The organism is Micromonospora sp. NPDC002296 (assembly GCF_040296145.1).
Classification (GTDB): Bacteria; Actinomycetota; Actinomycetes; order Mycobacteriales; family Micromonosporaceae; genus Micromonospora.
On the sequence record NZ_JBEOWQ010000059.1, the window covers coordinates 1 to 24,524 of the forward strand.

Here is a 24,524-nt window from a genome sequence, read left to right on the forward strand (position 1 = left end):
ATCTCGGCGCGGCGTGGAAGCCGCTGCGCCTGGCCCCTTCGTCGCGCGCCGACGAGCCGGTCGTCGGCGCCCCCGTTCGCTGGTCAGTACCGCGACCATCTCTGGTTGGCGCTGCCGGCGCAGTCCCAGAGCTGGAGCTTGCCCCCGTTGGCCGGATTCTGGTCGCGCACGTCGACGCACCGGTTGGCGCTGAGGTTCACCAGGTCACCGGAGGCGTTCAGGGTGAACCGCTGGGCCGGGTTGCCGTTGCAGGTGACGAGGTTGACCTCGGTGCCGTTCGCGGTGCCGGCCCAGGCGGGGTCCATGCACTTGCCCATCGCCCGCACCGTGCCGTCGCCGGCGAAGGTCCACGCCTGCGCGGCGGTGGTGTTGCAGTCCCAGATCTGCAGCTTGGCGCCGTCGACGGGGTTGGCGCTCGGGATGTCGATGCACCGCCCGCTCTGCGCGCCCCGCAGCCGCGTGGTGCCGGGCGGGTTGCCGCCGTCGGTGTAGCCGTTGACCCGGACGTAGTCGACCAACATCTGCTGCGGGAACTGGGTGGTGCCGTCCGGGTAGCCCGGCCAGTTGCCGCCCACGGCCACGTTGAGGATCATGAAGAACGGGTGGTCGAAGACCCATCGGTTGCCGCCCAGCCGGCCCGGGTCGACGCGGTGGAACTCGACGCCGTCGAGGTACCACACGATCGAGTTGGGCTCCCAGTCCACCCGGTAGGTGTGGAAGCCGTCGGCCAGCGGCGCGCCGACGGTACGGCTGCCGGTGATGCCCCCGCCGCCGGAGTAGCCGGGCCCGTGGACGGTGCCGTACACGGTGTTCGGCTCCCGGCCGATGTTCTCCATGATGTCGAGCTCGCCGGCGTTCGGCCAGCCCACGCTGCCCATGTCGTTGCCGAGCATCCAGAACGCCGGCCAGATGCCCTGACCCCGGGGAATCTTGATCCGGGCCTCGAACCGGCCGTACGCCTGGGTGAACGTCGCGGCGGTGAGCAGCCGGGCCGAGGTGTACTCGCACCGGCCGTAGTGACACTGGTAGTTGGCCGGGTTCTCCCGGCGCGCGGTGATGACCAGGTTGCCCTGGCCGTCGTGCACGGCGTTGCTGGTGCTGTTCGTGTAGTACTGCCTCTCGTTGTTGCCCCAGCCGCCGCCGCCGATATCGAACCGCCACTTGCTCTGGTCGACGGCCGTGCCGGCGGAGGCGTTGAACTCGTCCTGCCAGGTGATGCCGCCGATCGCCGCCTGGGCGGGCGCGGTGGGGCGGGGCAGGACGAGGGACGCCGCGACGACGACGAGGGCGACGGCGGCGCGGGCGAGCGAACGGGGCGCGGAGCGGGATCTGATCACGGGAGCCTCCTCGGGGACGGTCGTACGAGCGGCGACGGGGCGCGGTCAGCCCCGCCGCCACTTCTGGTTGGCGGTGCCGGCGCATTCCCACAGCTGGAGCCGGGCGCCGTCGCCGCCGTTCCGGTCGGCGATGTCGACGCACTTGTCGGCCGGCGGTCAGCCCGAGGTCGCGGCGCATCGCCGTGACCAGTTCCGGCGGGAGGCCGGCGGCGGTCGCCGTGGGCTGCGGCATCCGGGACGTCGTCGGCGCGGGCTGCCGGCGGGGACGCGACGACGCGCAGGAGAGCTGCGGTAACGGTGCCGAACGCGCGGAGCTGTCGCGGCATGGGGTCCTCCCGAGGGCGTACGGTGGGCGGTCGCGGCGGGACGACGCGAGGGTCGCGGCCACCCAGAGAGCGCTCTCAACGAAGTTTGTCGATGTGAACGACTTCTGTCAATACTGTTACCAGTTGGCCGCCCGTCGCTGCCCCGGCACTGGTCCGCAGTCCGACAACCTGCCCCACCCGCTGCGCGGAGTCCGTCACCCAGGGGTGCCGCGTCGTCGGCTCCCGTCCGGGTCGGGCCGAGGGGGCGGCGACGTCGGGGGCGGGGCCGGCGGCAGGACCGGGGCGACCCTGAGCAGGGCAGCCACGTCGCCGCCCGTCCGCATCACCGTCCGGTCGGGACGCACGAGCGCCGCGATGGCCCCGCCTCGGCGCAGCCATCGCCCGAGGCCCGAGGCCGGCTCCACGGGCACGAGCACCACCCGCCGCCGTCGCGCCTCGGCGACCGCCTGCGGTCGCAACGACCCGACGGTGAGCACCGCGAAGGAGGACCCGAGCACGTCGTCGAGGCGGCGGCCGTCGCCCAGGACGGGGTTCGGGCAGAGCCGGCCGTTGCGGCTCCACGGCGACCAACGCCGCCGGCACAGGGCCGAGCGTCGCAGGGGCGGGGTCGTGCTGTCGAGGACCCTGGCCCGCAGGACCGGAACGTGGACCAACCGGGGCGCGACGAGGCGGCGCAGCAGGTTGCCGGCCTCACCGCCCTGGGTCATGGCCCGGCCGACGCCCACGGCGAGCCGGATCAGCGCGGTGACGTGGGGCCTCCGCTCGGTCTCGTAGCTGTCCAGCGCGGCGGCGGGCAGGGTGCCGGCCAGCACCGCGGCGAGCTTCCAGGTGAGGTTGCCGGCGTCCCGGAGACCGGCGCCCAGCCCCTGGCCGATGAACGGCGGGGTGAGATGGGCGGCGTCGCCGAGGAGGAACACGGGCCCGGCGTGCCAACGGTCGGCGATCTGGGCGCGGAAGGTGTACTCGGCGCAGCGGACCACCGCGAGCTCCTCGAACGGCAGGTCCCTCGTCCACGGCCGGACCAGCTCGCGCAGGGTCTGCGGAGCCGACATGGCCGCCGCCGTCTCGCCGGGCAGGAGGCGGAACTCCCAGCGGTAGCGTCGCGCCCCGACGCGCATGTAGGTCGCGGCCCGGCGGGGGTCGCACACCTGGTGCACGCCCTCCCAGGCGTCGATCGCGGCGTCGGTGTCGACGTCGACCACGAGCCAGCGCTGCGCGAAGCCGAGGTCGCGCATCCTCGACCCGATCCGGGCGCGGACGGTGCTGTTGGCGCCGTCGCAGCCGAGAACGTACCGCGCGCGCAGCGCCTGCCGCGCCCCCGATCCCCGGTCGGTGACGGCGACGGTCACCGGGCCGTCGCCGTCGGCGGACACGGCGGTGACCTCGACGCCCCCGCGCAGGGTGACCAGCGGGTCCCGGTCGACGGCGCGGCGAAGGATGGCCTCCAGTCGCGGCTGGTCGAACATGTTCGCCTGGGGGTGGCCGTGGGCCCCGTCCGCCGTGCCCCGGCTGAACTGCGCCAGGACGCGGTGGTCGGGGCCGAGCAGCCGCAGCCCCCCGGCCGGCCGGGAGACCGCGGCGAACTCCTCGTGCACCCCCGCCCGGTGCAGGATCCGGCACACCTCGTCGTCGAGGTGCACCGCGCGCGGCCGGGGGTAGGCGGCCGGCCACCGGTCGAGCACGACGGACCGGACACCATGGACGGCGAGCAGCCGGGCCGCCACCAGCCCGGTCGGCCCGGCGCCGACGATGACGACAGGCACCGGATCGTCCACCGTTCCTCCTCGCCCTGGCCACACCGGCCCGCCGGTCACCCCTCGCCCGGCGGGCGGGCCCGCCCGCTCCGACCGTACCGACCGCCTTCTCAGGCGGCGGTGACCACCCGGTGCAGGCGGCGTGCCTCGGTCACCATCCGGGACGTCCCGCCCCGGCCCGCGACCTCCGCCAGCCCCGCCACCTCGATCCGGACCCCGGTGCTCGCGGCCGTCTCCGCCGCCAGGGTCAGCAGGTCGGGCAGGCCCCGGGGTGGCGTGGGGGCGGCGAGCAGCGGCGGCAACGCGGCGGCCAGCAGCCGCCACACGCTCAGCGGAGCCCCGGCCGCGGCCGCGTCGCGCAGCGGCTCGACCACGCGGGTCGGCTTCACCACCTGCGCGGCGACCAGCGCACCGAGATGCCCGCCCACCCCGGTCGTGTCGAGGCGACCCGCGCCGGCCAGGCCGAGCAGGGCGTCCAACGTGGCGATCCGGTCGGTGCCGTGGCGGGCGCCGAGGCCGTAGGCGAGCACGAGGTCGACGACGGCCCCACCGGGGCCGCCGCACTCGACGAGCGACGGCAGCGCCACCGCGCCGTCACGCCGGTCCATGTCGGCGGCGGCGGCCACCTCCGGCAGGACGTACGCGGCGACCACGCCCAGGTGGTGGGGCAGGACCGACGGCCAGAGCCGCGTCCAGCCGTGGTACTCCGTCTCCACCGGCGGCGGGTCGGCGGTCAGCAGGCCGTACCGGTCGTCGTACCCGTCCGGCGGGCGCAGCTCGACCGCGACGCGGCGGGCCGGCAGCTGTTCGTACTCCCAGTCGTAGCCCGTCCTTCGGGCCCGGCGGGCGCGGGTGGTGACCCGCATGGCCGGGGCCGGCAGCCCACCGGAGCGCAGCCAGCCGGCGAGCCGGTCGCCGGCCGGGATGCGCAGCGCCTCTGACTTGCCGGCCAGCGCCTCGTCGGCGCCGGTCGGCAGGCGCAGCAGCGCCTGGGTGAGATCCCAGTGCCACGGCTCCCGGTCTCCGAGCGCCGTGAGGCGTTCCAGCAGTGCCAGCGGGTCGAGTGCGCCGTTGGCCGAGGTCGGGGTCGCGAGCAGGCCGGGGTGGCCCGGCTCGCCGTGGTGGGGGCCGATCTCGGCGAGCCGGGCCCGCAGCAGGGCATGCGGCGCCGGGACCCGGGGGTCGGTGGCGACCAGTTCCGGTTGCGCGGGCGACCGGTCGGTGCGCCGCACGGCGGTGAGCAGCGCGCGCCATCGGCTGCGCTGCGGGGCCGCCGGGCGGGGCTCGCCGGCGGATTCCAGCACGTCGCCGACGAGGCCACACAGGCAGCACGGGTCCCAGCTGTGCTCGCTGGCCCAGGACCAGTGCCTCCGGGCGAGGACCGGGTCGAGCGCGGCGCGCACCCGCGCGCCGTCGGTCGCGGTGAGGCGGACCAGCCCGTCGAGGATCCGGTCCAGCGGCTCCCCGTGCTGCTCGGTGCCCAGCAGCGCGGCGACCTCCTCGGCGAGCTCGTCGACGTCGGCGATCGGGGCCGGGGCGGGTGCGGGCGGCCCCGAGGGCGGCAGGTCGTCGCCGCGCGGCCCGGTGACCGCCCCGCCCTGACCGGCGCTCGGGGCGAGGCCGTGCCGGGTGGCCAGGGCGGTGGCGCGCTCGCGCAGGTCGACGGCGGGGTGCTCGGCCGCGACGGCGATCACCTCGGCGATCTCCACGGCCCGGTCGCGGTGCCCACGGGCGAGCCGGTCTAGCCAGGCGAGCTGGCCGCGTACCAGCGCCTTGTCCGGGCGGGCCAACACCTCGCGGGAGGTGTCGAGCACCGCCTCCAGTTCCAGGTCGGACACCTCGCGCAGCGCCTTCTGTGCCATGGTCGCGACGGTGACCGGGGCGTCGGCGAGCAGTCGCAGGTAGTCGGCGCGGCGGGCGGCGACCTCGTCGGTGGTGGGTCGGAGCTGTCCGAGCAGGATGGTGAAGGCCCGCAGCGCGGCCGGTCGGTCGCCCCGCAGCAGCCGGCCGACAGCGCCGTCGAGCAGGGTGGCGCGGTCGACGAGGCCCTCGGCCGAGAGCTGCGCCAGCGCGGTCGGAAGCGCGTGCTGGCGGCGGTCCCGCCAGTCGGTGACGATCTCGTCGAACATCATCGGCGCGCCGAGGCCGTCGACCTCGAACAGGCGGGGCAGCAGCGCCGGCAGGAGCGGGTCGGCGCGGAGCCGGTCGACCAGTGGCACCGGCGCGCCGTGCCGCCGCCGGTCGGGGCTCGACAGGGACTGCACCCACAGCTCGACGAACCGGTCCCCGGACGGCGGCTCGGCGTCGGGGGGCAGCAGCGCGGCGACGAATCGCCAGTGCTCGACCCAGGTTTCGCGGTGCAGCTTGTCGACCATCCGCCGGGCGAGGTCGGGCAGCCAGGTGACGCCGCGGTCGGCGGCGACCGCGCGGACGAGCCTCGCCGCCCGCTCGCCGTCGGCGGTGATGGAGCGGCGGGCGAGGATCGCGCCGGCCTGGGCCGCGGTGGGCAGGCAACCGACCACGAGGACGGCCAGGGCGGTGCCCTTAGCCGCGCCCCAGAAGGACCGCTGCCCCTTGAACCAGTCGGTCAGGGCGACGCCGACGGCGCGGCGACGGTCCTCGGGCAGCCCGGCCAGGGCGTCGACGATCCGGTCGGCCGACCCGGCGTCGATCAGGTCGAACAGGTCGCTGGTGCCGCCGGCCGCCAACTCCCACCGGCGCCGGACCGTGCTCTTCACACCCGCTCCCGCACGTCGGCCGTGGCCATCCGGGTGGCCAGCGCGTGTTTGCACGGCCCGCGCTGGCCACGGTGCTTGGCCCACCAGGGGCAGGTGCAGTTGAATTCGCCGTCGGGCAGCCGGCGGACCCGGTAGACCTCGTCGCCGCTGCGTACGGTGGCGCCCGCCTCGTCCGACGTGACGGCACCGGCGTCGAGCAGCGCCCGCGCGCCCACCAGGCGCGGGTTGTCCCGCTCGGCCCGGCCCGCGTCGTAGGGCATGACGCGGTGGAAGTAGGCCGCCTCGGAGACGTCGTAGCCGACCCGCCCGGCGGTGCCGAGCTGGGCGAGGGCGCCCCGGACCCGGGCCGCGTCGATGCCGGCGGAGGTGGCCAGGGCGTCGACGTCGACGGTCGGGTCCCAGGACAGCAGGGCCGAGACCAGCTCGGCGTCGTCGACGACGTCGTCGCCGGCCAGGGCGGTCAGCGCGGCGCCCTCGCCGGAGAACCCCCGGTAGGGCTCGGGCGAGAGGGTCAGCGACAGTCGCAAAGCCCCCGTGTCGAGCTCCCAGGTGCTGGGCAGCGCCGCCGAGCCGGGCGCGACGGTCGGCCCGTAGACGCGTAGGGTCCGGGCGAAGCGCAGCATGCCGCGCAGGGCGGCCAGCCGACCCGCGCCGGCGAGGCAGACCGCGCCGGGGACGGGCCGGGACGTCAGCCGCAGCGACCGCCCCGCGGGCACCGCCCAGAGCACCGACCGGTCGTTCGACGTCGGCAGCCGGCGCAGGAAGACGGCGGCCTCGGCGGCCGGGATCTCCGCCCGCGGCTCGAATGCCGCGGCCAGCACCTGCACCTCGGCGAAGCCGCGCAGCCAACGCACCGGCAGCGGCACCTTCTTCTCGACGACGGCGCCGTCCATGGTGGAAACGGTCAGGTCGTCGGGGCCGACCGACAGGTGCAGCGGGTCGAGGCCGCCGACCCGGGCGAGCGCCTCGCGCAGCGGGTTGTTGACATCGACGTTGGTGGTGCCATGCTCCACCACGTCGCCGTCGAGCCCGGCCGGCAGGGCGTCGAGGCGGGCGTAGACCCCGCAGCAGCCGGAGAACGACTCGAACCGGAGCCGGTCCCGGCTGCCGGTGACGACCGGATCCAGGCTCGCCGGGCTGACCGGCCGGTAGTAGCGGGTGCGGGCCACCTCGGCGACGGCGAGCAGCCCGACGGCGGCCTGCTGGGGTGTGGTGAGGAACCCGGTGAAGAACCGGGGGTTCGGCACCGGGCCGCCGCTGGTCTGCAACGCGAGACCGTCGCGGCGCAGCGTCGAGGATCCCAGGTACCGGTACGTCTGTTGGGTGCTCACGGGCCGGGACGGTACAAGATCGCTCCGACAGTTTCCGCGGAGCGGATCACGTCGGGCCGGTCGACACCGGGCCGGGTCCCGGCTCAGGGACGGGGACAGCAGCGGAGGCGCGGCCCCGTCGGCGCGACGGCGTCCATCGCCCGCCGTCGCGCCCGTGGCCGCGCCGTCGCCGAGCGCGGCGGCCCGTCAGCGGGAGTAGTACTCGACGACGAGTTGCTCGTCGCAGATCACCGGCACCTCGGCCCGCGCGGGCAACCGGGTTAGCCGCGCGGTGAGGCCGGCCAGGTCGACGTCCAGGTACGGCGCGGGTCGCTGCGGGGCGTGCGCCCCCTGGGCGGCGACGACGAACGGCGTCTTGGCGCGGCTGCGCGCGGCCACCGCGATCTCGTCACCGGGGCGCAGCCGCGCCGACGGGCGGTCCACCCGGCGGCCGTTGACGATCACGTGCTGATGCGTGACCACCTGTCGCGCCTGGTAGATGGTGCGGGCGAACCCCGCGCGCAGGACGAGCGCGTCGAGCCGGGTCTCCAGGTCGGCCACGAGTTCCTCACCGGTCTTGCCCGGCCTGCGGGCAGCGCGGTCGAACGCCGTCCGCAGTTGGCGCTCCCGCAGGTCGTACTGCGCCTTGAGGCGCTGCTTCTCCACCAGTCGGACCTTGTAGTCGGTGTCCTTGGTCCGGGCTCTGCCGTGATCGCCGGGCGGGAACGGGCGGCGCTCAAGGTATCGCACGCACTTGGGTGTCAGGGCGATGCCGAGACGGCGGGACCGCTTTGCCTTGGGGCGGGACTGATTCATCATCTACCTCTCAGGTAAGGTAAGCCTAACCTAATAGGAGGTGCGTATGTCCGGCAAGATCTCCCCGACCGGCGTCGCGGTGGCCGTCGGCACACCGGCCGAACGGCTGCGAACCCTGCTCGTGGCCGCCGACTCCGTGACGCTGCTGACCTCGACACACCGGGCCGACCTCACTCACCGGCACAGCGTCGGCGGGGACGGCCGGGTACGCATCGAGCTGCCGACCGGGTCCGGCGCGTCCCGCCAGCTGGCGTGCGAGGAGGATGTACCCGTCGTCGTCGAGATGGTGGACCTCGCCCCGATCCCGATGCCCGACCGGGTGCGTGGCCGGGCGACGCTCACCGGTTGGCTGACCGTCGAGGGGCTGCGGGGCAGGCGGCCCGATGTCGTCGCGGCACTCCACCTCGCCACCGCCGAACTCGTCGACGGCGACGGGACCACACCGGTCGATCCGCAGGCGTTCGCCAGCGCCCGCCCCGACCCGCTCGCCTCCGCCGAGGCGGAGCTGGTGCGCCGCCTGGGCACCGACGCGAGCACCCTGGATCAGCTCACCCTGCTCGTCCCCGCCTCCCTGCGACAGCGGGGCGGGCGCGTCCGTCTACTGCGGATCGACCGCACCGGCGTCGTCATGCGGGTGCAGGCCCCCGCTCTGACGGAGGGAGCCACGGCCACCGCCGGCCCTCGTGACGTCCGGCTGGCCTTCACCCGACCCCTGTACGACCCGGACCAGTTGGGCGCGCGCCTCGACGTGCTGCTCGGCCGGCCCCCGCGCCGCATGTCCCCCACCAGGCGCTGACCCACCGCCACCGTGGCGGCGGCGCACGGTGGACCGAAAAGCGGCGTTAGAACGGAGCAGCGTACGGACGGCGTCTCACCTGGTCGTAGATCTCGCGCAGCCACGGCTGGCGGACCTCGGGCCGCGCCAAGGTGGAGAGGCGGGAGCAGCGCGTCGAGCGCTCGGCGGGAGGTGCCGGCGACAGGGCCGTCAGGAACAGCCACCCGGGTACGGACAGGGTCAGGCGACCTCCCGGGCCCTCGCCCCTGAACTATCCCGCAGCGCAGCCCGGGGCGATGCGCGGGCGTGGTCTCAGCCCTCGGCGGCCCGACGAGGCATAGGGCCACGGTATGAGGCATCCGATATATATTCGCCATCTTGGATGATGGGTAGGCTCGGCACAGTCCGTTCGCGCCGTCTCCCCGGCAGCATCTGGCCCCGGGGACGGCCAGATCACGGGAGGGCCGGGAGATGACGCCGCCACCGAACCGCCGCCGGTCGGCCGCCGCGGCCGTCCTGATCGCCCCGGTGCTGGCCGCCGCCATGGCCGGGGCGCCTGCGGGCGCGGCCCCGGCCACCGGGGACATTTTGCACGCGGGCGGCGCCACCGCCGTCGAGGGCAGCTACGTGGTGGTGCTCGCCGACGCCGGCGGGCGGGCCGCCGACGCAGACTCGGCCACGAGGCTCGCCGCCCGGTACGGCGGCTCCGTCGGGCAGGTCTATCACGCCGCGCTGCGCGGGTTCGAGGCCCGCCTGTCGGAGCGGGCCGCCCGGCGACTGGCCGCCGACCCGGCCGTGGCGTACGTCGAACAGAACCACTTGGTGTCGGTGGCCGCCGGGGTCCAGCTCAACCCGCCGTCGTGGGGGCTCGACCGCATCGACCAGCACCTGCTGCCGCTCAACCAGCAGTACGCCTACCCGAACACCGCGCCGGGCGTGCGCGCGTACGTCGTCGACACCGGCATCCGCGCCACCCACGTCGACTTCACCGGCTCCGTCGGCGGGGGGTACGACGCCGTCGACGGCGCCCTGCCCGCCGACGACTGCAACGGCCACGGCACCCACATCGCCGGCACGGTCGGGGGCCAGCAGCACGGGGTCGCCAAGGACGTCCGCCTGGTCCCGGTGCGGGTGCTCAACTGCGCCGGGAGCGGCACCTACGCGCAGGTCATCGCGGGGGTCGACTGGGTCACCGCGAACGCGGTGAAGCCCGCCGTGGCCACCATGGGCCTGGGCGGCAACGCCAGCACCGCGCTCGACAGCGCGGTCACCGCCTCCATCAACTCCGGCGTCACCTACACCGTCACCTCGGGCAGCTCCGCCACCACCGCCTGCAACTACTCCCCGTCGCGGGTGCCGGCGGCGCTCACCGTCGCCGGCACCACCCCGACCGACGCCCGGATGAGCTCCGCCAACTACGGCTCCTGCGTGGACCTGTTCGCCCCCGGCCAGGGCATCACCTCGACCTGGAACACCAGCGACACCGCCACCAACACGATCAGCGGCGGGCCGATGGCCGCCGCGCACACCGCCGGGTGCGTGGCCATGGTCCTCCAGGACCATCCCACCTGGACCCCCGCCCAGGTGGCCGCCCACCTCATCGGCACCGCCACCGCCGGCGTCGTCGGCACCCCGGGCGCCGGCTCGCCCAACCGGCTGCTCTACTGCGGCGGCTGAGGCCGCAGCGGCGACACCGGACGAGCCCCGGTCAGGGGCGGTAGCGGTAGCCCATCCCGGGCTCGGTGATGAGGTGTCGCGGGCGGGCCGGGTCGTCCTCCAGCTTGCGCCGCAGTTGGGCCATGTACTGACGCAGGTAGTTGGTCTCGTTCTGGTACTCCGGCCCCCACACCTCGTGCAGCAGTTGGCGCTGGCTGACGAGCTTGCCGGGGTGGCGCAGCAGCCTGTCGAGCACGGCCCACTGGGTGGGGGTGAGCCGGACCTCCGCGCCGTCGTCGCGGGTCACCGTGCGGTCGACGAGGTCGACGGTGTGCCGACCCACCCGGGGGGCCGCCGTCGCCCCGTCGACCGCCGGGGCGGTGAGGCGTCGGGTGACCGCGCGGATGCGGGCGAGCAGTTCGTCGATGCCGAACGGCTTGGTGACGTAGTCGTCCGCGCCGGCGTCGAGGGCGGCGACCTTGTCCTCGCTGCCCGCCCGGCCGGACAGCACGATGATCGGCACCGTCGTCCAGCCGCGCAGGCCCCGGATCACCTCGACGCCGTCGAGGTCGGGCAGGCCCAGGTCGAGGACCACCAGGTCCGGCGGGTGGGCGGCGGCGGCCCGCAGCGCGCCCGTACCGGTGTCGGCGACCTGCACGTCGTAGCCGCGGGCGCGGAGGTTGATGCGCAGGGCACGCAGGATCTGCGGTTCGTCGTCGACGACGAGGATGCGGCTCATTCCTGCGACCCTTCGGTGCCGGTCGGGGCGGCGGCGGGCAGGCGAAGCACCATGGTCAGCCCCCCGCCGGGGGTGGTCTCGGGGGTGATGGTGCCACCCATCGCCTCGGCGAGGCCGCGGGACAGGGCGAGGCCGAGCCCCACCCCGGTCTGGTTGTCCCGGTCGCCGAGGCGCTGGAAGGGCAGGAAGACATGTTCCCACTGGTCCTCGGGGATGCCGGGGCCGGTGTCGATGACCCGCAGCTCCACCTGCCCGGCGTGGGCGCTGGCGGTGACGGTGGGCGGACGGCCGGGCGGGCTGTGCCGCAGAGCGTTGGCCACGATGTTGACCAGCACGCGTTCCAGCAGGCCCGGATCCGCCAGCGCGGCGGGCAGGTCGGCGGGGATGTCGGTGGCGACGTCGGCGGCGTCCGGACCCAGCTCGTCCAGGGCCCTCGGCACCACGTCCTCCAACCCGATCGCCACGGCGGCCACCCCGAGCGCGCCGGCCTGCAACCGGCTCATGTCCAGCAGGTTCGCCACCAGGCGACCCAGCCGGTCCAGGGACTCGTCGGCGGTGGCCAGCAGCTCGTCCCGGTCGTCGGCGTCGAACTCGACGTCGTGGCTGCGCAGGCTGCTCACCGCCGCCTTCGCCGAGGCGAGCGGCGTACGCAGGTCGTGGCTGACGGCGGCGAGCAGCGCGGTGCGCATCCGGTCGGCCTCGGCCAGCGGCCGGGCGGTCGCCGCCTCCTCGGCGAGGCGTTCCTGGCGCAGCGCCACGGCTGCCTGGGCGGCGAACGCCTCGACGACCCGCCGGTCGGCGGCCTCCAGCCGCCGGCCGGACAGCACGACGGTGAGCCGGTCGTCGACCGGTACCGCCGTCTCCCCGGCGTCGGGGCTGGTCGCCGGCGCCTCACCGACGGACGCCACCAGCCGCCAGGCGTCCTGCTCGTGGGCCCGGCCGGGGCGTCCCCGGGCGTCGGGGGCCAGCTCCAGGACGCTGACGGCGCGCAGCGCGAACGTCTCCCGCAGCCGGTCCAGCAGCGCCGGCAGTGGGCGCTCGCCGCGCAGCACGCCGCCCGCGACGGTGGCGAGGGTCTGCGCGTCGGCGGAGGCCCGCGCCGCCTCCCGGGTACGCCGGGCGGCCACGTCGACGACCCAGCTCACCGCGAGGGCGACGCCGACGAAGACGCCCAGGGCGAGCAGGTTGTCCGCCTCGGCGATGGTCAGCGTGCGGAACGGCGGGGTGAAGAACCAGTTCAGCAGCAGCGATCCGCCGAGGGCGGCGACCAGCGCCGGCCACAGGCCGCCGACCAGCGCCACCCCGACGACGCCGGCGAGGAACAGCAGGATGTCGTTGGTCAGGGTGAGGTCGGGCAGCGTACGCAGCGCCACGGTGAGCGCCGGCATGCCCAGACCGGCGAGGGCGAAGCCGAGCAGCCGGCGCCGCCGGGACAGCGCGGCCGGCAACCCGCCGCTCCGCCGTCCCCGCCCCGCCTGCGGGTGGGTGACCAGGTGCACGTCGATCGGCCCGGACAGGGCCGTGGTGGTGACCCCGACGCCCCGGCTGAACAGCTGGGCGAACCGGCCCCGCCGGCTGGCGCCGAGGACGAGCTGGGTGGCGTTGACGCCGCGGGCGAAGTCGAGCAGCGCGGCCGGCACGTCCGCGCCGAGCACCTGGTGGTACGTGCCACCGAGGCTCTCCACCAGCACCCGCTGGCGGGCCAGCCGGGCGGGGTCGACGCCGGCCAGGCCGTCGCTGCGGGTGACGTGCACGGCGAGCAGGTCGGCGCCCCGGCCCCGGGCGGCCACCCGGGCCGCCCGGCGGATCAGCGTGTCGCCCTCCGGCCCGCCGGTCAGCGCGACGACGACGCGTTCCCGGGCCTCCCAGGTGTCGGAGATGCCCTGCTGGGCGCGGTAGGCGCCGAGCTGGTCGTCGACCTTGTCGGCCAGCCAGAGCAGGGCCAGCTCGCGCAGGGCGGTGAGGTTGCCGATCCGGAAGTAGTTGCCGAGCGCGGCGTCGATCCTGTCGGGGCGGTAGATGTTGCCGTGGGCCATCCGGCGGCGCAGCGCCTCCGGGGTCATGTCGACCAGTTCGACCTGCTCGGCGGCGCGGACGACGGCGTCGGGGACGGTCTCGCGCTGGGTGGTGCCGGTGATCTGGGCGACGACGTCGTTGACCGATTCGAGGTGCTGGACGTTGACCGTGGACAGCACGGAGATGCCGGCGTCCAGCAGTTCCTGCACGTCCTGCCAGCGCTTGTCGTTGCGGGAGCCGGGCACGTTGGTGTGGGCCAGCTCGTCGACGACCGCGACCTCGGGACGGCGGGCCAGGAGCGCGTCGAGGTCCAGCTCGGTGAGCTCGACGCCCCGGTGCGCGAGGGTGCGCCTGGGCACCTGTTCCAGGTCGCCGACCATGGCGGCGGTGTGCGGGCGGCCGTGGGTCTCGACCAGCCCGATCACCACGTCGGTGCCGCGTTCGGTCCGCCGCCGGGCCTCCTGGAGCATCGCGTACGTCTTGCCGACGCCGGGCGCGGCCCCGAGGTAGATGCGCAGTTCCCCTCTGGGCACGGGCAGGTCCTTCCGGTGGGCGGGCCGTCCGGCGGCGCGGCCGTGAACGTGGCGGTGGCCGCCGGGCGGGCCTGTCGTGGCCCGCCCGGCGGGGGGTTCAACGAGCGGCGAACCGCTGGTCGAGGGCGAGGTTCAGTTCCAGCACGTTAACGCCGGGGGCGCCCAGGAAGCCGAGCGCCCGGCCGTCGGTGTGCTCGGCCACCAGCCGCCGGACCGCGGCCGGGTCCGCGCCGCGCTCCCGGGCCACCCGGGCGACCTGGATCTCGGCGTACGCGGGGCTGATGTGCGGGTCGAGGCCGCTGCCGCTGGCGGTGACCGCGTCCGCCGGCACCGCCGGCGCGGCGGGGGCGTCGCCGCGGACCGGGACGATCACCGCCCCGGCGGCGACGTGGTCCACGCCCGGTCGCGCCGGCTCCACCGTGACGCCCTGCCACGTGGTCACGAACGGGGTGGCGGGGGCGGCCTGGTTGACGCTCACCACCCGGGTGACCGGTCCGGTCAGCCCTTCGCGGTGGAACACGCCCAGGACCGCGCCGACGCCGTCGGCGGTGCAGTACGGCCGCCGCCCGTCCACGCCGTCGAGCCGGCCGATCGCCAGGCTGCGGGCGCAGACCTGGGTGAGCAGGCTCGCGGTCGACTCGGCCGGGTCGGCGGCGAGGGTGTCGACGACGCTCTCCGGGCCGAGGTTGGAGGCGGCGGTGGAGGTGGGGTCGTAGCCGTCCCCGGCTGCCGAGGGACGGGACTGGAAGTAGCGCGGGACGGGGTTGCCGTCGGCGTCGGTGAAGGACTGGCCGATCAGCGCGCTGCCGACGGTCCGGCCGTCGACGGCGACGAGCGAGCCGTTCGCCTTGCCGTCCAGGCCGGGCAGCCGGCCGGCGGCGACCAGGGCCAGCGGGTACGCCAGGCCGAGCAGGACGGTGAACACGAGCAGTGCGCGCAGGGCGGCGAGGTGTTGGGCGAGCCAGGTGGGTAGGCGCATCACGAGATCCCTGGGATGAGCTGGATGAGCAGGTCGATGAGCTTGATGCCGACGAACGGCACGATGATGCCGCCGAGGCCGTAGACCAGCAGGTTGCGGCTGAGCAGCTCGGCCGCCGCCGCCGGTCGGTACCGGACGCCGCGCAGGGCCAGCGGGATCAGCGCGATGATCACTAGGGCGTTGAAGATGACCGCCGAGAGGATCGCCGACTCCGGGCTGGCCAGCCGCATGACGTTCAGCGTGTCCAGGCTGGGGTGGATGCCGGCGAACATGGCCGGGATGATGGCGAAGTACTTCGCGATGTCGTTGGCGATCGAGAAGGTCGTCAGGGCGCCCCGGGTGATGAGCAGTTGCTTGCCGATCTCGACGATCTCGATGAGCTTGGTCGGGTCGGAGTCGAGGTCGACCATGTTGCCGGCCTCCTTCGCCGCCGAGGTGCCGGTGTTCATGGCCACCCCGACGTCGGCCTGGGCGAGTGCCGGGGCGTCGTTGGTGCCGTCCCCGGTCATCGCGACCAGCCGGCCGCCCTCCTGCTCGCGCTTGATCAGGGCGAGCTTGTCCTCCGGGGTGGCCTCGGCGAGGAAGTCGTCCACCCCGGCCTCGTCGGCGATCGCCTTCGCGGTCCGCGGGTTGTCGCCGGTGATCATCACGGTGCGGATGCCCATCCGGCGCATCTCGTCGAACCGTTCCCGCATGCCGGCCTTCACGACGTCCTTGAGGTGAATCACGCCGAGCGCCCGCGCCGGCTCGCCGTCGATGTGCTCGGCCACCACCAGCGGGGTACCGCCGATGCCGCTGATCCCGTCGACGACCTGGCCCACCTGCTCGGTGGGGTGGCCGCCGTGCTCGCGGACCCACCTCATCACGGCCGCCGCCGCGCCCTTGCGGACCCGCCGCGCGGGCCCGGTGACCCCGCCGTCGACCGTCGCGTCCGGCGTCAGGTCGACGCCGCTCATCCGGGTCTGGGCGGTGAACGGCACGAACGTGGCGTGGGGCACGAGACCCGGCTCCCGTTCCCGCAGCCCGAACTCGTTCTTGGCCAGGACCACCACGGACCGGCCCTCGGGGGTCTCGTCGGCGAGGCTGGCCAACTGCGCCGCGTCGGCCAGTTCGGCGGCGGTGACCCCCTCGACCGGCAGGAACTCGGCGGCCTGCCGGTTGCCCAGGGTGATGGTGCCGGTCTTGTCCAGCAGCAGGGTGTTCACGTCGCCGGCGGCCTCGACCGCCCGGCCGCTCATCGCCAGGACGTTGCGCTGGACGAGGCGGTCCATGCCGGCGATGCCGATCGCCGACAGCAGCGCGCCGATGGTGGTGGGGATGAGGCAGACCAGCAGGGACACCAGCACCACGCCGCTGACCCCCGCGTCGGTGATCGCCCCGGTGTCCGGGGCGGCGGCCTGGTACTGCTTGGAGAAGACGGCGAGGGGCTGCAACGTCACCACGGCGAGCAGGAAGATGACCGTGAGCGCGGCGAGCAGGATGTTGAGCGCGATCTCGTTCGGCGTCTTCTGCCGGTTCGCCCCCTCGACCAGGGCGATCATCCGGTCGATGAAGCTCTCCCCCGGTTTCTGGGTGATCCGCACGACGATCCGGTCGGAGAGCACCCGGGTACCGCCGGTGACCGCGCTGCGGTCGCCGCCGGACTCCCGGATGACGGGGGCGGACTCGCCGGTGATGGCCGACTCGTCGACGCTGGCGATGCCCTCGACGACGTCGCCGTCGCCGGGGATGATCCCGCCGGCGTCGACCAGCACGACGTCGCCCTGGCGCAGCTCGGGCGCGGGCACCGCCTCGTCGCGGTAGGCGTTGGCGCGGGCGCCCGGGGTCCAGCCGACCAGTCGGGTGGCGACGGTGTCCTGCTTGGCCCGGCGCAGGGTGGCGGCCTGGGCCTTGCCCCGGCCCTCGGCGACCGCCTCGGCGAGGTTGGCGAACAGCACCGTCAGCCAGAGCCAGCCGGTGATGGCCCAGGCGAAGACCGACGGGTCGGTCGCCGCGAGGACGGTGGTGAAGGCCGCGCCGATCTCGACGATCAGCATCACCGGGTTGCGCCACAGGGTGCGCGGGTCGAGCTTACGCAGCGCGCTCGGCAGGGAGGTCAGCAGCTGCCTCGGGTCGAGCAGTCCGCCGCCGACCCGGTCGCCCCGGGTGGCGGGCGTGCCGGGGGTGGCCGGGTCGGCCCCGCCGTGCGGCGCCTGCGGGGAAAGGGTCATGTCGTCGTTCCTCATGGTGGTCACAGCCCTTCGGCCAGGGGGCCGAGCGCGAGCGCGGGCAGGTAGGTCAGGGCCACGAGGATCACCGTGACGCCCACGACCATCCCGACGAACAGGGGCCGGTGGGTCGGCAGGGTGCCCTCGGAGGCGGGGGTGGGCGCCTGGCGGGCCAGGGAGCCGGCCAGTGCGAGGACGAAGATGATCGGCAGGAACCGGCCGAGCAGCATGCACAGTCCCAGGGCGGTGTTCCACCACGGGGTGTTCACCGTGATGCCGGCGAACGCGGAGCCGTTGTTGTTGCTCGCCGAGGTGAACGCGTAGATCACCTCGGACAGGCCGTGCGGGCCGGTGTTCAGCGCGGTCGCGGCGTTGCCGGTGGCGAAGGCCGCCGCCGTGCCGGTCAGCACCAGTGCCGGGGTGACCAGGAAGTACAGCGAGGCGAACTTGATCTCCCGTGAGCCGATCTTCTTACCCACGTACTCCGGGGTCCGGCCGACCATCAGGCCGGCCACGAAGACCGTGATCACCGCGAGGATCAGCAGGCCGTAGAGGCCCGCGCCGACACCGCCGGGCGCCACCTCGCCGAGCATCATGTTGACCAGCGGCATCATCCCGCCGAACGCGGTGTACGAGTCGTGGAACGAGTTCACCGCCCCGGTGGAGGTCAGCGTCGTCGCGGCGGCGAAGGTCGCCGAGTTCGACACGTCGAACCGCACCTCCTTGCCCTCCAGCGCCGCGCCGACCGCCTGCGGCACCGTGCCGTGCCCGGCCAGCTCGAAGACGTTGGTCAGGGCGACGCTCGCCACCGCCAGGACCGCCATCACGGCGGCCACGGCGTACCCCTGCCGGTTCTGGCCGACCATCCGGCCGAAGACCCGGGGCAGGCTGAACGGGATCAGCAGGATCAGGAAGATCTCCAGCCAGTTCGTCCAGGCCGTCGGGTTCTCGAACGGGTGGGCGCTGTTGGCGTTGTAGAAGCCCCCGCCGTTGGTGCCCAGTTCCTTGATCACCTCCTGGCCGGCGACCGGCCCTCCGGTGATCGTCTGGACCCCACCGGTGAGGGTGGTCACGTCGGTGCCGGCGGACAGGTTCTGCACCACTCCCCCGAGCATCAGGGCGAGCGCCCCGAGCACCGAGACGGGCAGCAGCACCCGTAGCGTGATCCGGGTCAGGTCGACCCAGAAGTTGCCCAGATCGCCCGTGCGGCTGCGGGCGAAACCGCGGACCAGGGCGACCGCGACGGCGATCCCGACGGCGGCGGAGACGAAGTTCTGCACCGCCAGCCCGGCCATCTGCACCAAATGGCCCATGGTCGACTCGCCGGAGTACCACTGCCAGTTCGTGTTGGTCACGAACGACACCGCCGTGTTCCACGCCCCGTGCGGCACGACCGGGTCGAAGCCGAGGGACAGCCACAGGTGGTTCTGCAGGCGCTGGAACGCGTACAGGAACAGGATCGACACGGCGGAGAAGGCCAGCACCGCGCGGGCGTACACGCCCCCGGTCTGCCCGGCGGACGGGTCGACCCCGACCAGTCGGTAGACGCCCCGCTCGACGCGGGACTGCCGGGTGCCCGCGACCACCCGGTACAGGTAATCGCCGAACGGCTTGTGGACGGCGACCAGCGCCACCACCAGCGAGAGAATGAACAGCACACCGGCTGTTGTCGTGGTCATCAGAAGCGCTCCGGGAACAGCAGGGCGACCACCAGGAACACGCCCAGGCCGATCGCCAGCACCAGGCCGACGGCGTTGACGGCGCTCACAGCTTCTCCACGCCCCTCACCACGAGGGTGAGCGCCACGAACAGCGCCACCGTCACCAGCACGAACACCACGTCAGACACGGCTGACTCCTCTTACCCGACTCGGTTGCCGCGACCGACTTCCGGTCGCGCCGGGCAATCACAACGCCTCCGGCACCGCGCGGACAGGGTCCTTCACGCGACCATGACGGCGACGGGCCGTTTCTTGACGCCGTTTTCACGCGGCCCGGCCGCGCCGGTGACGGCGGTCACCGGCGCGGCCCGGACACGTACGAGCGAGTTGGCCAGGGCCACGCCGATGCGCCGGCGGGCGGTGCGGTGGAGCAGGTACCGGCCGGCGGCGCGCGGGGACACGTCGGGGGCCAGGTCAGGCCGCCGTCGGTCCGGGCGCCGAGGCCGGTATAAATACGTAGATCGATGCATTGGTTGGCTCGGCGTCAGCGGCCGGGCATCCCACCAATCGCCCGCCTCAACGAAGGGCCACGCCAGTGAAGACCTCTCATCGATGGTTGGCCGCCGGCGCCGCCGGCCTCGCCGCCGCCCTCGCGGTCAGCGCCGCCCCGTTCGCCTGGGCCGCCGGGGGCCTGACGGCCAGCCTCGTCAAGGCCTCGACCTGGCCCGGCGGCTACGGCGCCGACTACGTCCTCACCAATGGTGGCACCGCCGCCGTGACCACGTGGACCGTCGAGTTCGACCTGCCCACCGGGACCAGCGTCAGCAACTCCTGGAGCTCCGTGCGCACCCAGAGCGGCCAGCACTACCGGTTCACCAACGCCGGCTACAACGGCACCATCGCCCCCGGCGGCAGCGAGAGCTTCGGCTTCAACGTCAGCGGCGCGGGCAACCCCACCAACTGCACGGTCAACGGCAACCCGTGCTCCGGTGGCGGTCCCGCGCCGACCACGACGGCGGCGCCCACCACGACGGCACCCACCACACCGCCACCGACCACAACGCCGCCGCCGACCACGACGCCGCCCACGACCGCGCCGCCCGGCACGACGGTGAACGTCTCCACCGCCGCCCAACTCCAGGCCGCCCTCGCCGCGGCGGCGCCGGGGCAGACGATCCAGCTCGCCGCCGGCACGTACCGGGGCTCCTTTCTGACCACGAGGGCCGGGACCGCCGCGTCCCGGGTCACCCTCACCGGCCCGCGCGAGGCGGTGCTGGTCAACGGCGGGCCCGCCGGCACGGGGCCGAGCTGCCCGGCGCCGACCGCCGGCTGGGACTCCGGGTACGGGCTCTGGCTCTTCGACGCCCCGTACTGGAACCTGACCGGCTTCACCGTCGCCGAGTCGAAGAAGGGCATCGTGCTGGACAACTCCCACCACGTGACCATCGACGGGGTGTACGTGCACCACACCGAGGACGAGGCGGTGCACTTCCGCCGCTCCTCAGCGGACGGGATCATCCGCAACTCGGTGATCACCGACACCGGCCTGGCGCAGCCCGGCTACGGCGAGGGGGTCTACCTCGGCTCGGCCCAGTCCAACTTCGGCTGCCACGGCAACTCCGGCGGGATGGACCGCTCCGACCGGGTGCAGGTGCTGAACAACCGGATCGGCCCCCGCGTGACGGCCGAGCACGTGGACATCAAGGAGGGCACCGAGGGCGGCGTGATCCGTGGCAACACCTTCGACGGCCAGGGCATCTCCGGCGTCAACTCCGGCGACTCGTGGGTCGACGCCAAGGGCAACGGCTATCTCGTCGAGGGCAACACCGGCACGTTCCGCGCGCCGGGCACGTTCGCCAACGGCTACGAGACCCACAACCTCCTCACCGGGTACGGCTGCGGCAACGTCTGGCGCGGCAACACCTCCGACCTCGGCGGCGTCGGCCGGTACGCCGTAAACGTCTCCTCGACGTCGAAATGCCCGGCGAACCCCAACGTCGTGCACGCCTCGAACACGGTCACGAACGCGGTCAACGGCCTGACCAACATCGCCGTCACCCCGTAGCCGCGGCCAACTCCGTCAGCGCGGGCGGGCGGCACCCCGGCCGTCCGCCCGCGTGCCCCACCAGCCGCTCCAACGGCAACGCCCGGACGACCGCCTACAGCACGGCACCCAGGATCTCGCCGTCCCCGGCAGCGGCCGGTGCGTCCGAGCATGTGGAGCAGGGCGCACGGCTCGCCGATGCCGGGCGGACCAACGGCTCCGACGCGCAGGCCCGAGGGCTCGCGGAGCGCATGGGCAGGACCCGCGCCACCGAACTCGGCCGGCTCAGGGACGCCCGCGAGGGGTAGCGCGACCGCGCCGGTGGCGGGAGGGAGTCATGCTGGAGGGGTGATCCGCTTTCTGCTCAACGTGTTGTGGCTGGTCTTCGGCGGCGGTCTCGTCCTCGGCGTCGGATACGGCATCGCCGCGCTGATCTGCTTCGTCCTGGTCGTCACGATCCCGTTCGGGGTCGCCTCACTGCGGCTGGCCAGCTACTCGCTGTGGCCCTTCGGCCGCACCCTCGTGCCCAAGCCCGGCGCCGGCGCCCCCTCCGGCCTGGCCAATCTCCTCTGGGTGGTGCTGGCCGGCTGGTGGCTGGCGCTGTCCCACGTCCTCGCCGGCGTCGCGCTCTGCGTCACGATCGTCGGAATCCCGTTCGGCATCGCGAACTTCAAGCTCGTACCCGCCGCGTTCTGGCCCCTCGGGCGCGAGGTCGTCGACGCGCCGTAGGGTTCCGCCACCCGGATGTCGCCCGGCGGCCGGGCCCGGGCTGTGGGCGGGGCGACGAGCCGACCGCCGGCCCTCGGCAGTCCCCCGTTGGTGGCTTCGTGCCATTTGAGGGCGGAAACGGCGGAGGATGGGCATGCGGGCGATTCAGCCGCAGGCCGACCGCCGTCCGCGCGACGCTGCGAGGGGGCGGTGGAGATGGCCACGTACGAGTACCGATGCCCACAGGACGGCAACTTCGACACCGTGCTGCCGATCGGCACCGCCGGCACCGCCGCGCGCTGCCCACGGTGCGGGTGCCCGGCCGCCCGGGTCTTCTCGGCGCCCCGGCTCGCCCGCACACCGGCGCGCCTGCGGCACGCGATCGACCGGGCGGAGCGCAGCGCGGAGACGCCCGACGTCGTGACGCACATCCCGGGCCGGCAACCGGTCCGGCGGTCGCCGAACCCGGCCCACGCCCGCCTGCCCCGCTGGTGACCGGCCCACACCGGCCCGTTCCACCAGCCCGACCGAAAGGCAGAACGACATGCCCGAACTACTGTTCCCGCTCGACTCCGCCAGACGGTTCACCGACCAGGAGAAGATCGGCCACAACAGGTGGCACCCGGACATCCCGCCCGTGGCCACCGTCCGGCCCGGCCAGTCGTTCCGCGTCCACTGCCGGGAGTGGTTCGACGGGGCGATCCACAACGACGACTCTGCCGAGGACATCCGGGACGCCCCGCTGAGCCGGGTCCACGCCCTCAGCGGCCCCTTCGCGGTGCAGGGCGCCGAACCCGGCGACCTGCTCATCGTCGACATCCTCGACCTCGGGCCCATCCCGCAGGAGGACTCCGGGCCGCTGGCCGGCCAGGGCTGGGGATACACCGGCGTGTTCGCCACCGGCAACGGCGGCAGTTTCCTCACCGAGCAGTTCCCCGACGCCTACAAGGCCGTCTGGGACTTCACCGGTCGGCAGGCCACCTCCCGGCACATCCCCGGCGTCGAGTTCACCGGCATCACCCATCCCGGGCTGATGGGCACCGCCCCGTCCGCGGGGATGCTGGCCACCTGGAACCGACGCGAGGGCGCGCTGCGGGCCACCGACCCGGATCGGGTGCCGCCCCTGTCCCTGCCGCCCGAGCCCCAGGACGCGATCCTCGGCACGCTCACCGGCGCCGATTTCGACCGGGTGGCGGCGGAGGCGGCGCGTACCGCCCCGCCCCGGGAGAACGGCGGGAACCAGGACATCAAGAACTTCACCGCGGGCACCCGCGTCTTCTACCCGGTCTACGTGCCCGGTGCGAACCTGTCCGTGGGCGACCTGCACTTCTCCCAGGGCGACGGGGAGATCACCTTCTGCGGCGCCATCGAGATGGGCGGCTACATCGACCTGCGCGTCGACCTGATCAAGAACGGCATGCAGACGTACGGCGTCGCCGAGAACGCCATCTTCCTGCCGGGGAACACGCCACCGCAGTTCAGCCAGTGGCTGGCCTTCTCCGGACTGTCCGTCACCCTCGACGGCGAGCAGCGGTACCTCGACTCGCAGTTGGCCTACCAACGCGCGTGCCTGCACGCCATCGACTACCTGACCCGCTTCGGTTACCAGCCCGAGCAGGCGTACCTGCTGCTCGGCGCGGCGCCGATCGAGGGCCGGTTCTCCGGGGTGGTGGACATCCCCAACTCCTGCGCGACGGTCTACCTGCCCACCGAGATCTTCAACTTCGACGTACGCCCGTCCGCCGGCGGCCCGACCAGGATCGACCCTGGCCCGGGCGCCCCGAGGGCCAGCATGTCCTGACCGTACGGCTGCGGGACCCCGTCGCGCACGGCCGGGCGCGGCTCGCGCCTCGGAGGTCCGCTGTGGACAGGGCGGTCCTCACTCCCCCTTGTCCTGGCGGCCCGCGCCCCTCGCCCTGGCCATCCCCAGGACGAGCAGGGCCAGCGCCGCGACCGCCGCCCCCACGGCCACGGACCTGGCACCGCCGCGGTCGGCACGGTCCGGGGTGTCGGCGGCCCGGGGGGCGGCCGACGCCGGGTCGGTCCGGGGCCGGGTGGGGGCCGGCACCGGGGTCAGCGCGTAGCGCAGGATCGTGGGCCGCGTGCCGGGCGGCTGGTCCGCGGTCTCGGAGACGGTGAGCAGGGACCGGCCGTCACGGCTGTAGGTGACCGACTCCCCCTGCGGCTCGTCCGGCAGCGGGACGACCCGCGGCGTGCCGGTGGTCAGGGCGGCGACCACGTCGCCACCGGAGACGTCGAACTCGAACGCGTCGGCATAGGTGCGCAGGACCACCCGACGCCCGTCCGGCGCGGTCGCACCTCCGGTGACCACCGCCCGACCGAGGAAGGAGAACGGGTTGCGGGTCCTGGTGGACGGCAGCCGCACCTGCCCCACCCGGGTCAGCGGCACCGTCGCGCCCGACCGCAGCGCCGAGGCCGGGCGGTACAGGCCGGCGCCGCCGCCCTGCTTGGTCACGATCACCGGACGCCCGTCACCGGCGACCAGGAGGGCCTCCGCGTCGTGCGGACCGTCCGGGTACGCCAGGCGGTACAGCACCGGGCGTTTCCCGCCGGGACGAAGCCGCCACAGGGCGACCGTCCGGCGGGAGCGGTCGTTGTCGCCGACGTCGGCCACCCAGACCGTGCCGTCCGCGCCGACGCCCAAATCCTCGGTGTCCCGGGGACGCGACGGGTAGCGCACCGTCCGCACCACCGCGCAGTCGGCGTCGAGGAAGAAGATCCGACGCCGGGCCTCCTCGTCCGCGCCGTCGTCGACCACCACGTACCCGTCGCCGACGGCGGCCATCCCGGAGATCTCGTTGAGCCGCCCGTCGCGGACCTGACACACCGGCGTGCCCGCGGCCGGCGACAGCACGGTGGGCGGGCCCGCCGCCGCCACCGGGGCCACGCCGACGATTACCACGGC

The 24,524-nt window shown here is 74.3% G+C and carries 20 protein-coding genes; 6 read left to right on the top strand and 14 right to left on the bottom strand.

The window, feature by feature from the left end; translation table 11 throughout:
• Window positions 1-83 precede the first annotated feature (83 nt).
• The 6 genes from ABT023_RS26400 to rpsD form a co-directional block, all read right to left on the bottom strand.
• Complete coding sequence (locus ABT023_RS26400; RefSeq protein ID WP_350889103.1) at window positions 84-1,337, bottom strand: ricin-type beta-trefoil lectin domain protein; 1,254 nt, start codon at window positions 1,335-1,337, stop codon at window positions 84-86.
• A gap of 45 nt (window positions 1,338-1,382) precedes the next feature.
• Complete coding sequence (locus ABT023_RS26405) at window positions 1,383-1,469, bottom strand: hypothetical protein (RefSeq protein ID WP_502890764.1); 87 nt, start codon at window positions 1,467-1,469, stop codon at window positions 1,383-1,385.
• A gap of 388 nt (window positions 1,470-1,857) precedes the next feature.
• On the bottom strand, window positions 1,858-3,438 hold the full coding sequence (mhpA, locus tag ABT023_RS26410) for a bifunctional 3-(3-hydroxy-phenyl)propionate/3-hydroxycinnamic acid hydroxylase MhpA (RefSeq protein ID WP_350889105.1): 1,581 nt from the start codon (window positions 3,436-3,438) through the stop codon (window positions 1,858-1,860).
• Window positions 3,439-3,527: 89 nt separating this feature from the next.
• Window positions 3,528-6,155 carry a DUF6493 family protein gene (locus ABT023_RS26415; RefSeq protein ID WP_350889107.1) on the bottom strand — a complete coding sequence of 876 codons (2,628 nt, stop codon included), beginning with the start codon at window positions 6,153-6,155 and terminating at the stop codon, window positions 3,528-3,530.
• Window positions 6,152-7,486 carry an SWIM zinc finger family protein gene (locus ABT023_RS26420; protein WP_350889109.1) on the bottom strand — a complete coding sequence of 445 codons (1,335 nt, stop codon included), beginning with the start codon at window positions 7,484-7,486 and terminating at the stop codon, window positions 6,152-6,154. The genes ABT023_RS26415 and ABT023_RS26420 overlap by 4 nt, the downstream gene beginning before the upstream one ends.
• A gap of 186 nt (window positions 7,487-7,672) precedes the next feature.
• Window positions 7,673-8,281 (bottom strand): 30S ribosomal protein S4, encoded by a 609-nt coding sequence (gene rpsD, locus ABT023_RS26425; protein ID WP_350889110.1) that lies wholly within the window; start codon window positions 8,279-8,281, stop codon window positions 7,673-7,675.
• 46 nt (window positions 8,282-8,327) lie between these two features.
• Between rpsD and ABT023_RS26430 the strand changes: the two genes are divergently transcribed.
• Window positions 8,328-9,077 (top strand): DUF2470 domain-containing protein, encoded by a 750-nt coding sequence (locus tag ABT023_RS26430; protein WP_350889112.1) that lies wholly within the window; start codon window positions 8,328-8,330, stop codon window positions 9,075-9,077.
• A 450-nt stretch (window positions 9,078-9,527) separates the two neighbouring features.
• Window positions 9,528-10,733 (top strand): S8 family peptidase, encoded by a 1,206-nt coding sequence (locus tag ABT023_RS26435; protein ID WP_350889113.1) that lies wholly within the window; start codon window positions 9,528-9,530, stop codon window positions 10,731-10,733.
• A gap of 31 nt (window positions 10,734-10,764) precedes the next feature.
• On the opposite strand, the gene ABT023_RS26440 is transcribed toward ABT023_RS26435, so the two are convergent.
• From ABT023_RS26440 to ABT023_RS26470, 7 genes are all read right to left on the bottom strand, one after another.
• On the bottom strand, window positions 10,765-11,451 hold the full coding sequence (locus ABT023_RS26440; RefSeq protein WP_350889115.1) for a response regulator: 687 nt from the start codon (window positions 11,449-11,451) through the stop codon (window positions 10,765-10,767).
• Window positions 11,448-14,000 (bottom strand): sensor histidine kinase, encoded by a 2,553-nt coding sequence (locus tag ABT023_RS26445; protein WP_350889117.1) that lies wholly within the window; start codon window positions 13,998-14,000, stop codon window positions 11,448-11,450. Before ABT023_RS26445 ends, ABT023_RS26440 begins: the two co-directional genes overlap by 4 nt.
• A 97-nt stretch (window positions 14,001-14,097) precedes the next feature.
• Window positions 14,098-14,979, bottom strand: coding sequence for a potassium-transporting ATPase subunit C (locus tag ABT023_RS26450; protein WP_350889118.1), 882 nt, complete (start codon window positions 14,977-14,979; stop codon window positions 14,098-14,100).
• Complete coding sequence (gene kdpB, locus ABT023_RS26455; protein ID WP_350889120.1) at window positions 14,979-17,189, bottom strand: potassium-transporting ATPase subunit KdpB; 2,211 nt, start codon at window positions 17,187-17,189, stop codon at window positions 14,979-14,981. The genes ABT023_RS26450 and kdpB overlap by 1 nt, the downstream gene beginning before the upstream one ends.
• Window positions 17,190-17,209: 20 nt before the next feature.
• Window positions 17,210-18,865: a potassium-transporting ATPase subunit KdpA gene (kdpA, locus tag ABT023_RS26460; RefSeq protein WP_350889121.1), complete on the bottom strand. Its 1,656-nt coding sequence runs from the start codon at window positions 18,863-18,865 to the stop codon at window positions 17,210-17,212.
• The gene (gene kdpF, locus ABT023_RS26465; protein WP_036343797.1) at window positions 18,865-18,954 is read right to left on the bottom strand and encodes a K(+)-transporting ATPase subunit F; all 90 of its coding nucleotides are present in this window, start codon (window positions 18,952-18,954) and stop codon (window positions 18,865-18,867) included. The genes kdpA and kdpF overlap by 1 nt, the downstream gene beginning before the upstream one ends.
• Before the next feature lie 173 nt (window positions 18,955-19,127).
• Window positions 19,128-19,307 (bottom strand): hypothetical protein, encoded by a 180-nt coding sequence (locus ABT023_RS26470; RefSeq protein WP_350889122.1) that lies wholly within the window; start codon window positions 19,305-19,307, stop codon window positions 19,128-19,130.
• A 155-nt stretch (window positions 19,308-19,462) separates the two neighbouring features.
• Here ABT023_RS26470 and ABT023_RS26475 point away from each other — a divergent pair, with 155 nt between their 5' ends.
• The 4 genes from ABT023_RS26475 to fmdA all read left to right on the top strand — a co-directional run bounded on the left by ABT023_RS26475 (window position 19,463) and on the right by fmdA (window position 23,399).
• Window positions 19,463-20,911 carry a cellulose binding domain-containing protein gene (locus tag ABT023_RS26475; protein WP_350889123.1) on the top strand — a complete coding sequence of 483 codons (1,449 nt, stop codon included), beginning with the start codon at window positions 19,463-19,465 and terminating at the stop codon, window positions 20,909-20,911.
• A 327-nt stretch (window positions 20,912-21,238) separates the two neighbouring features.
• Window positions 21,239-21,619, top strand: a complete 381-nt coding sequence (locus ABT023_RS26480) for a YccF domain-containing protein (RefSeq protein WP_350889124.1) — start codon at window positions 21,239-21,241, stop codon at window positions 21,617-21,619.
• Between the two features lie 195 nt (window positions 21,620-21,814).
• Window positions 21,815-22,093, top strand: coding sequence for an FmdB family zinc ribbon protein (locus tag ABT023_RS26485; RefSeq protein WP_350889126.1), 279 nt, complete (start codon window positions 21,815-21,817; stop codon window positions 22,091-22,093).
• Window positions 22,094-22,142: 49 nt separating this feature from the next.
• A complete protein-coding gene (gene fmdA, locus ABT023_RS26490; protein ID WP_350889128.1) occupies window positions 22,143-23,399 on the top strand; it encodes a formamidase in 1,257 nt (418 codons plus the stop codon).
• A 78-nt stretch (window positions 23,400-23,477) separates the two neighbouring features.
• Here fmdA and ABT023_RS26495 read toward each other — a convergent pair.
• A partial coding sequence (locus ABT023_RS26495) for an NHL repeat-containing protein (protein ID WP_350889129.1) occupies window positions 23,478-24,524 on the bottom strand: 1,047 nt, incomplete at its 5' end.

Bases quoted from the DNA above. Each gene is read 5' to 3' on its own strand.
- ABT023_RS26450 (WP_350889118.1), bottom strand. From the start codon at position 14,979: ATGCGCCTACCCACCTGGCTCGCCCAACACCTCGCCGCCCTGCGCGCA.
- fmdA (WP_350889128.1), top strand. From the start codon at position 22,143: ATGCCCGAACTACTGTTCCCGCTCGACTCCGCCAGACGGTTCACCGAC.
- kdpA (WP_350889121.1), bottom strand. From the start codon at position 18,865: ATGACCACGACAACAGCCGGTGTGCTGTTCATTCTCTCGCTGGTGGTG.
- ABT023_RS26435 (WP_350889113.1), top strand. From the start codon at position 9,528: ATGACGCCGCCACCGAACCGCCGCCGGTCGGCCGCCGCGGCCGTCCTG.
- ABT023_RS26440 (WP_350889115.1), bottom strand. From the start codon at position 11,451: ATGAGCCGCATCCTCGTCGTCGACGACGAACCGCAGATCCTGCGTGCC.
- kdpB (WP_350889120.1), bottom strand. From the start codon at position 17,189: ATGACCCTTTCCCCGCAGGCGCCGCACGGCGGGGCCGACCCGGCCACC.
- ABT023_RS26430 (WP_350889112.1), top strand. From the start codon at position 8,328: ATGTCCGGCAAGATCTCCCCGACCGGCGTCGCGGTGGCCGTCGGCACA.
- rpsD (WP_350889110.1), bottom strand. From the start codon at position 8,281: ATGAATCAGTCCCGCCCCAAGGCAAAGCGGTCCCGCCGTCTCGGCATC.
- ABT023_RS26485 (WP_350889126.1), top strand. From the start codon at position 21,815: ATGGCCACGTACGAGTACCGATGCCCACAGGACGGCAACTTCGACACC.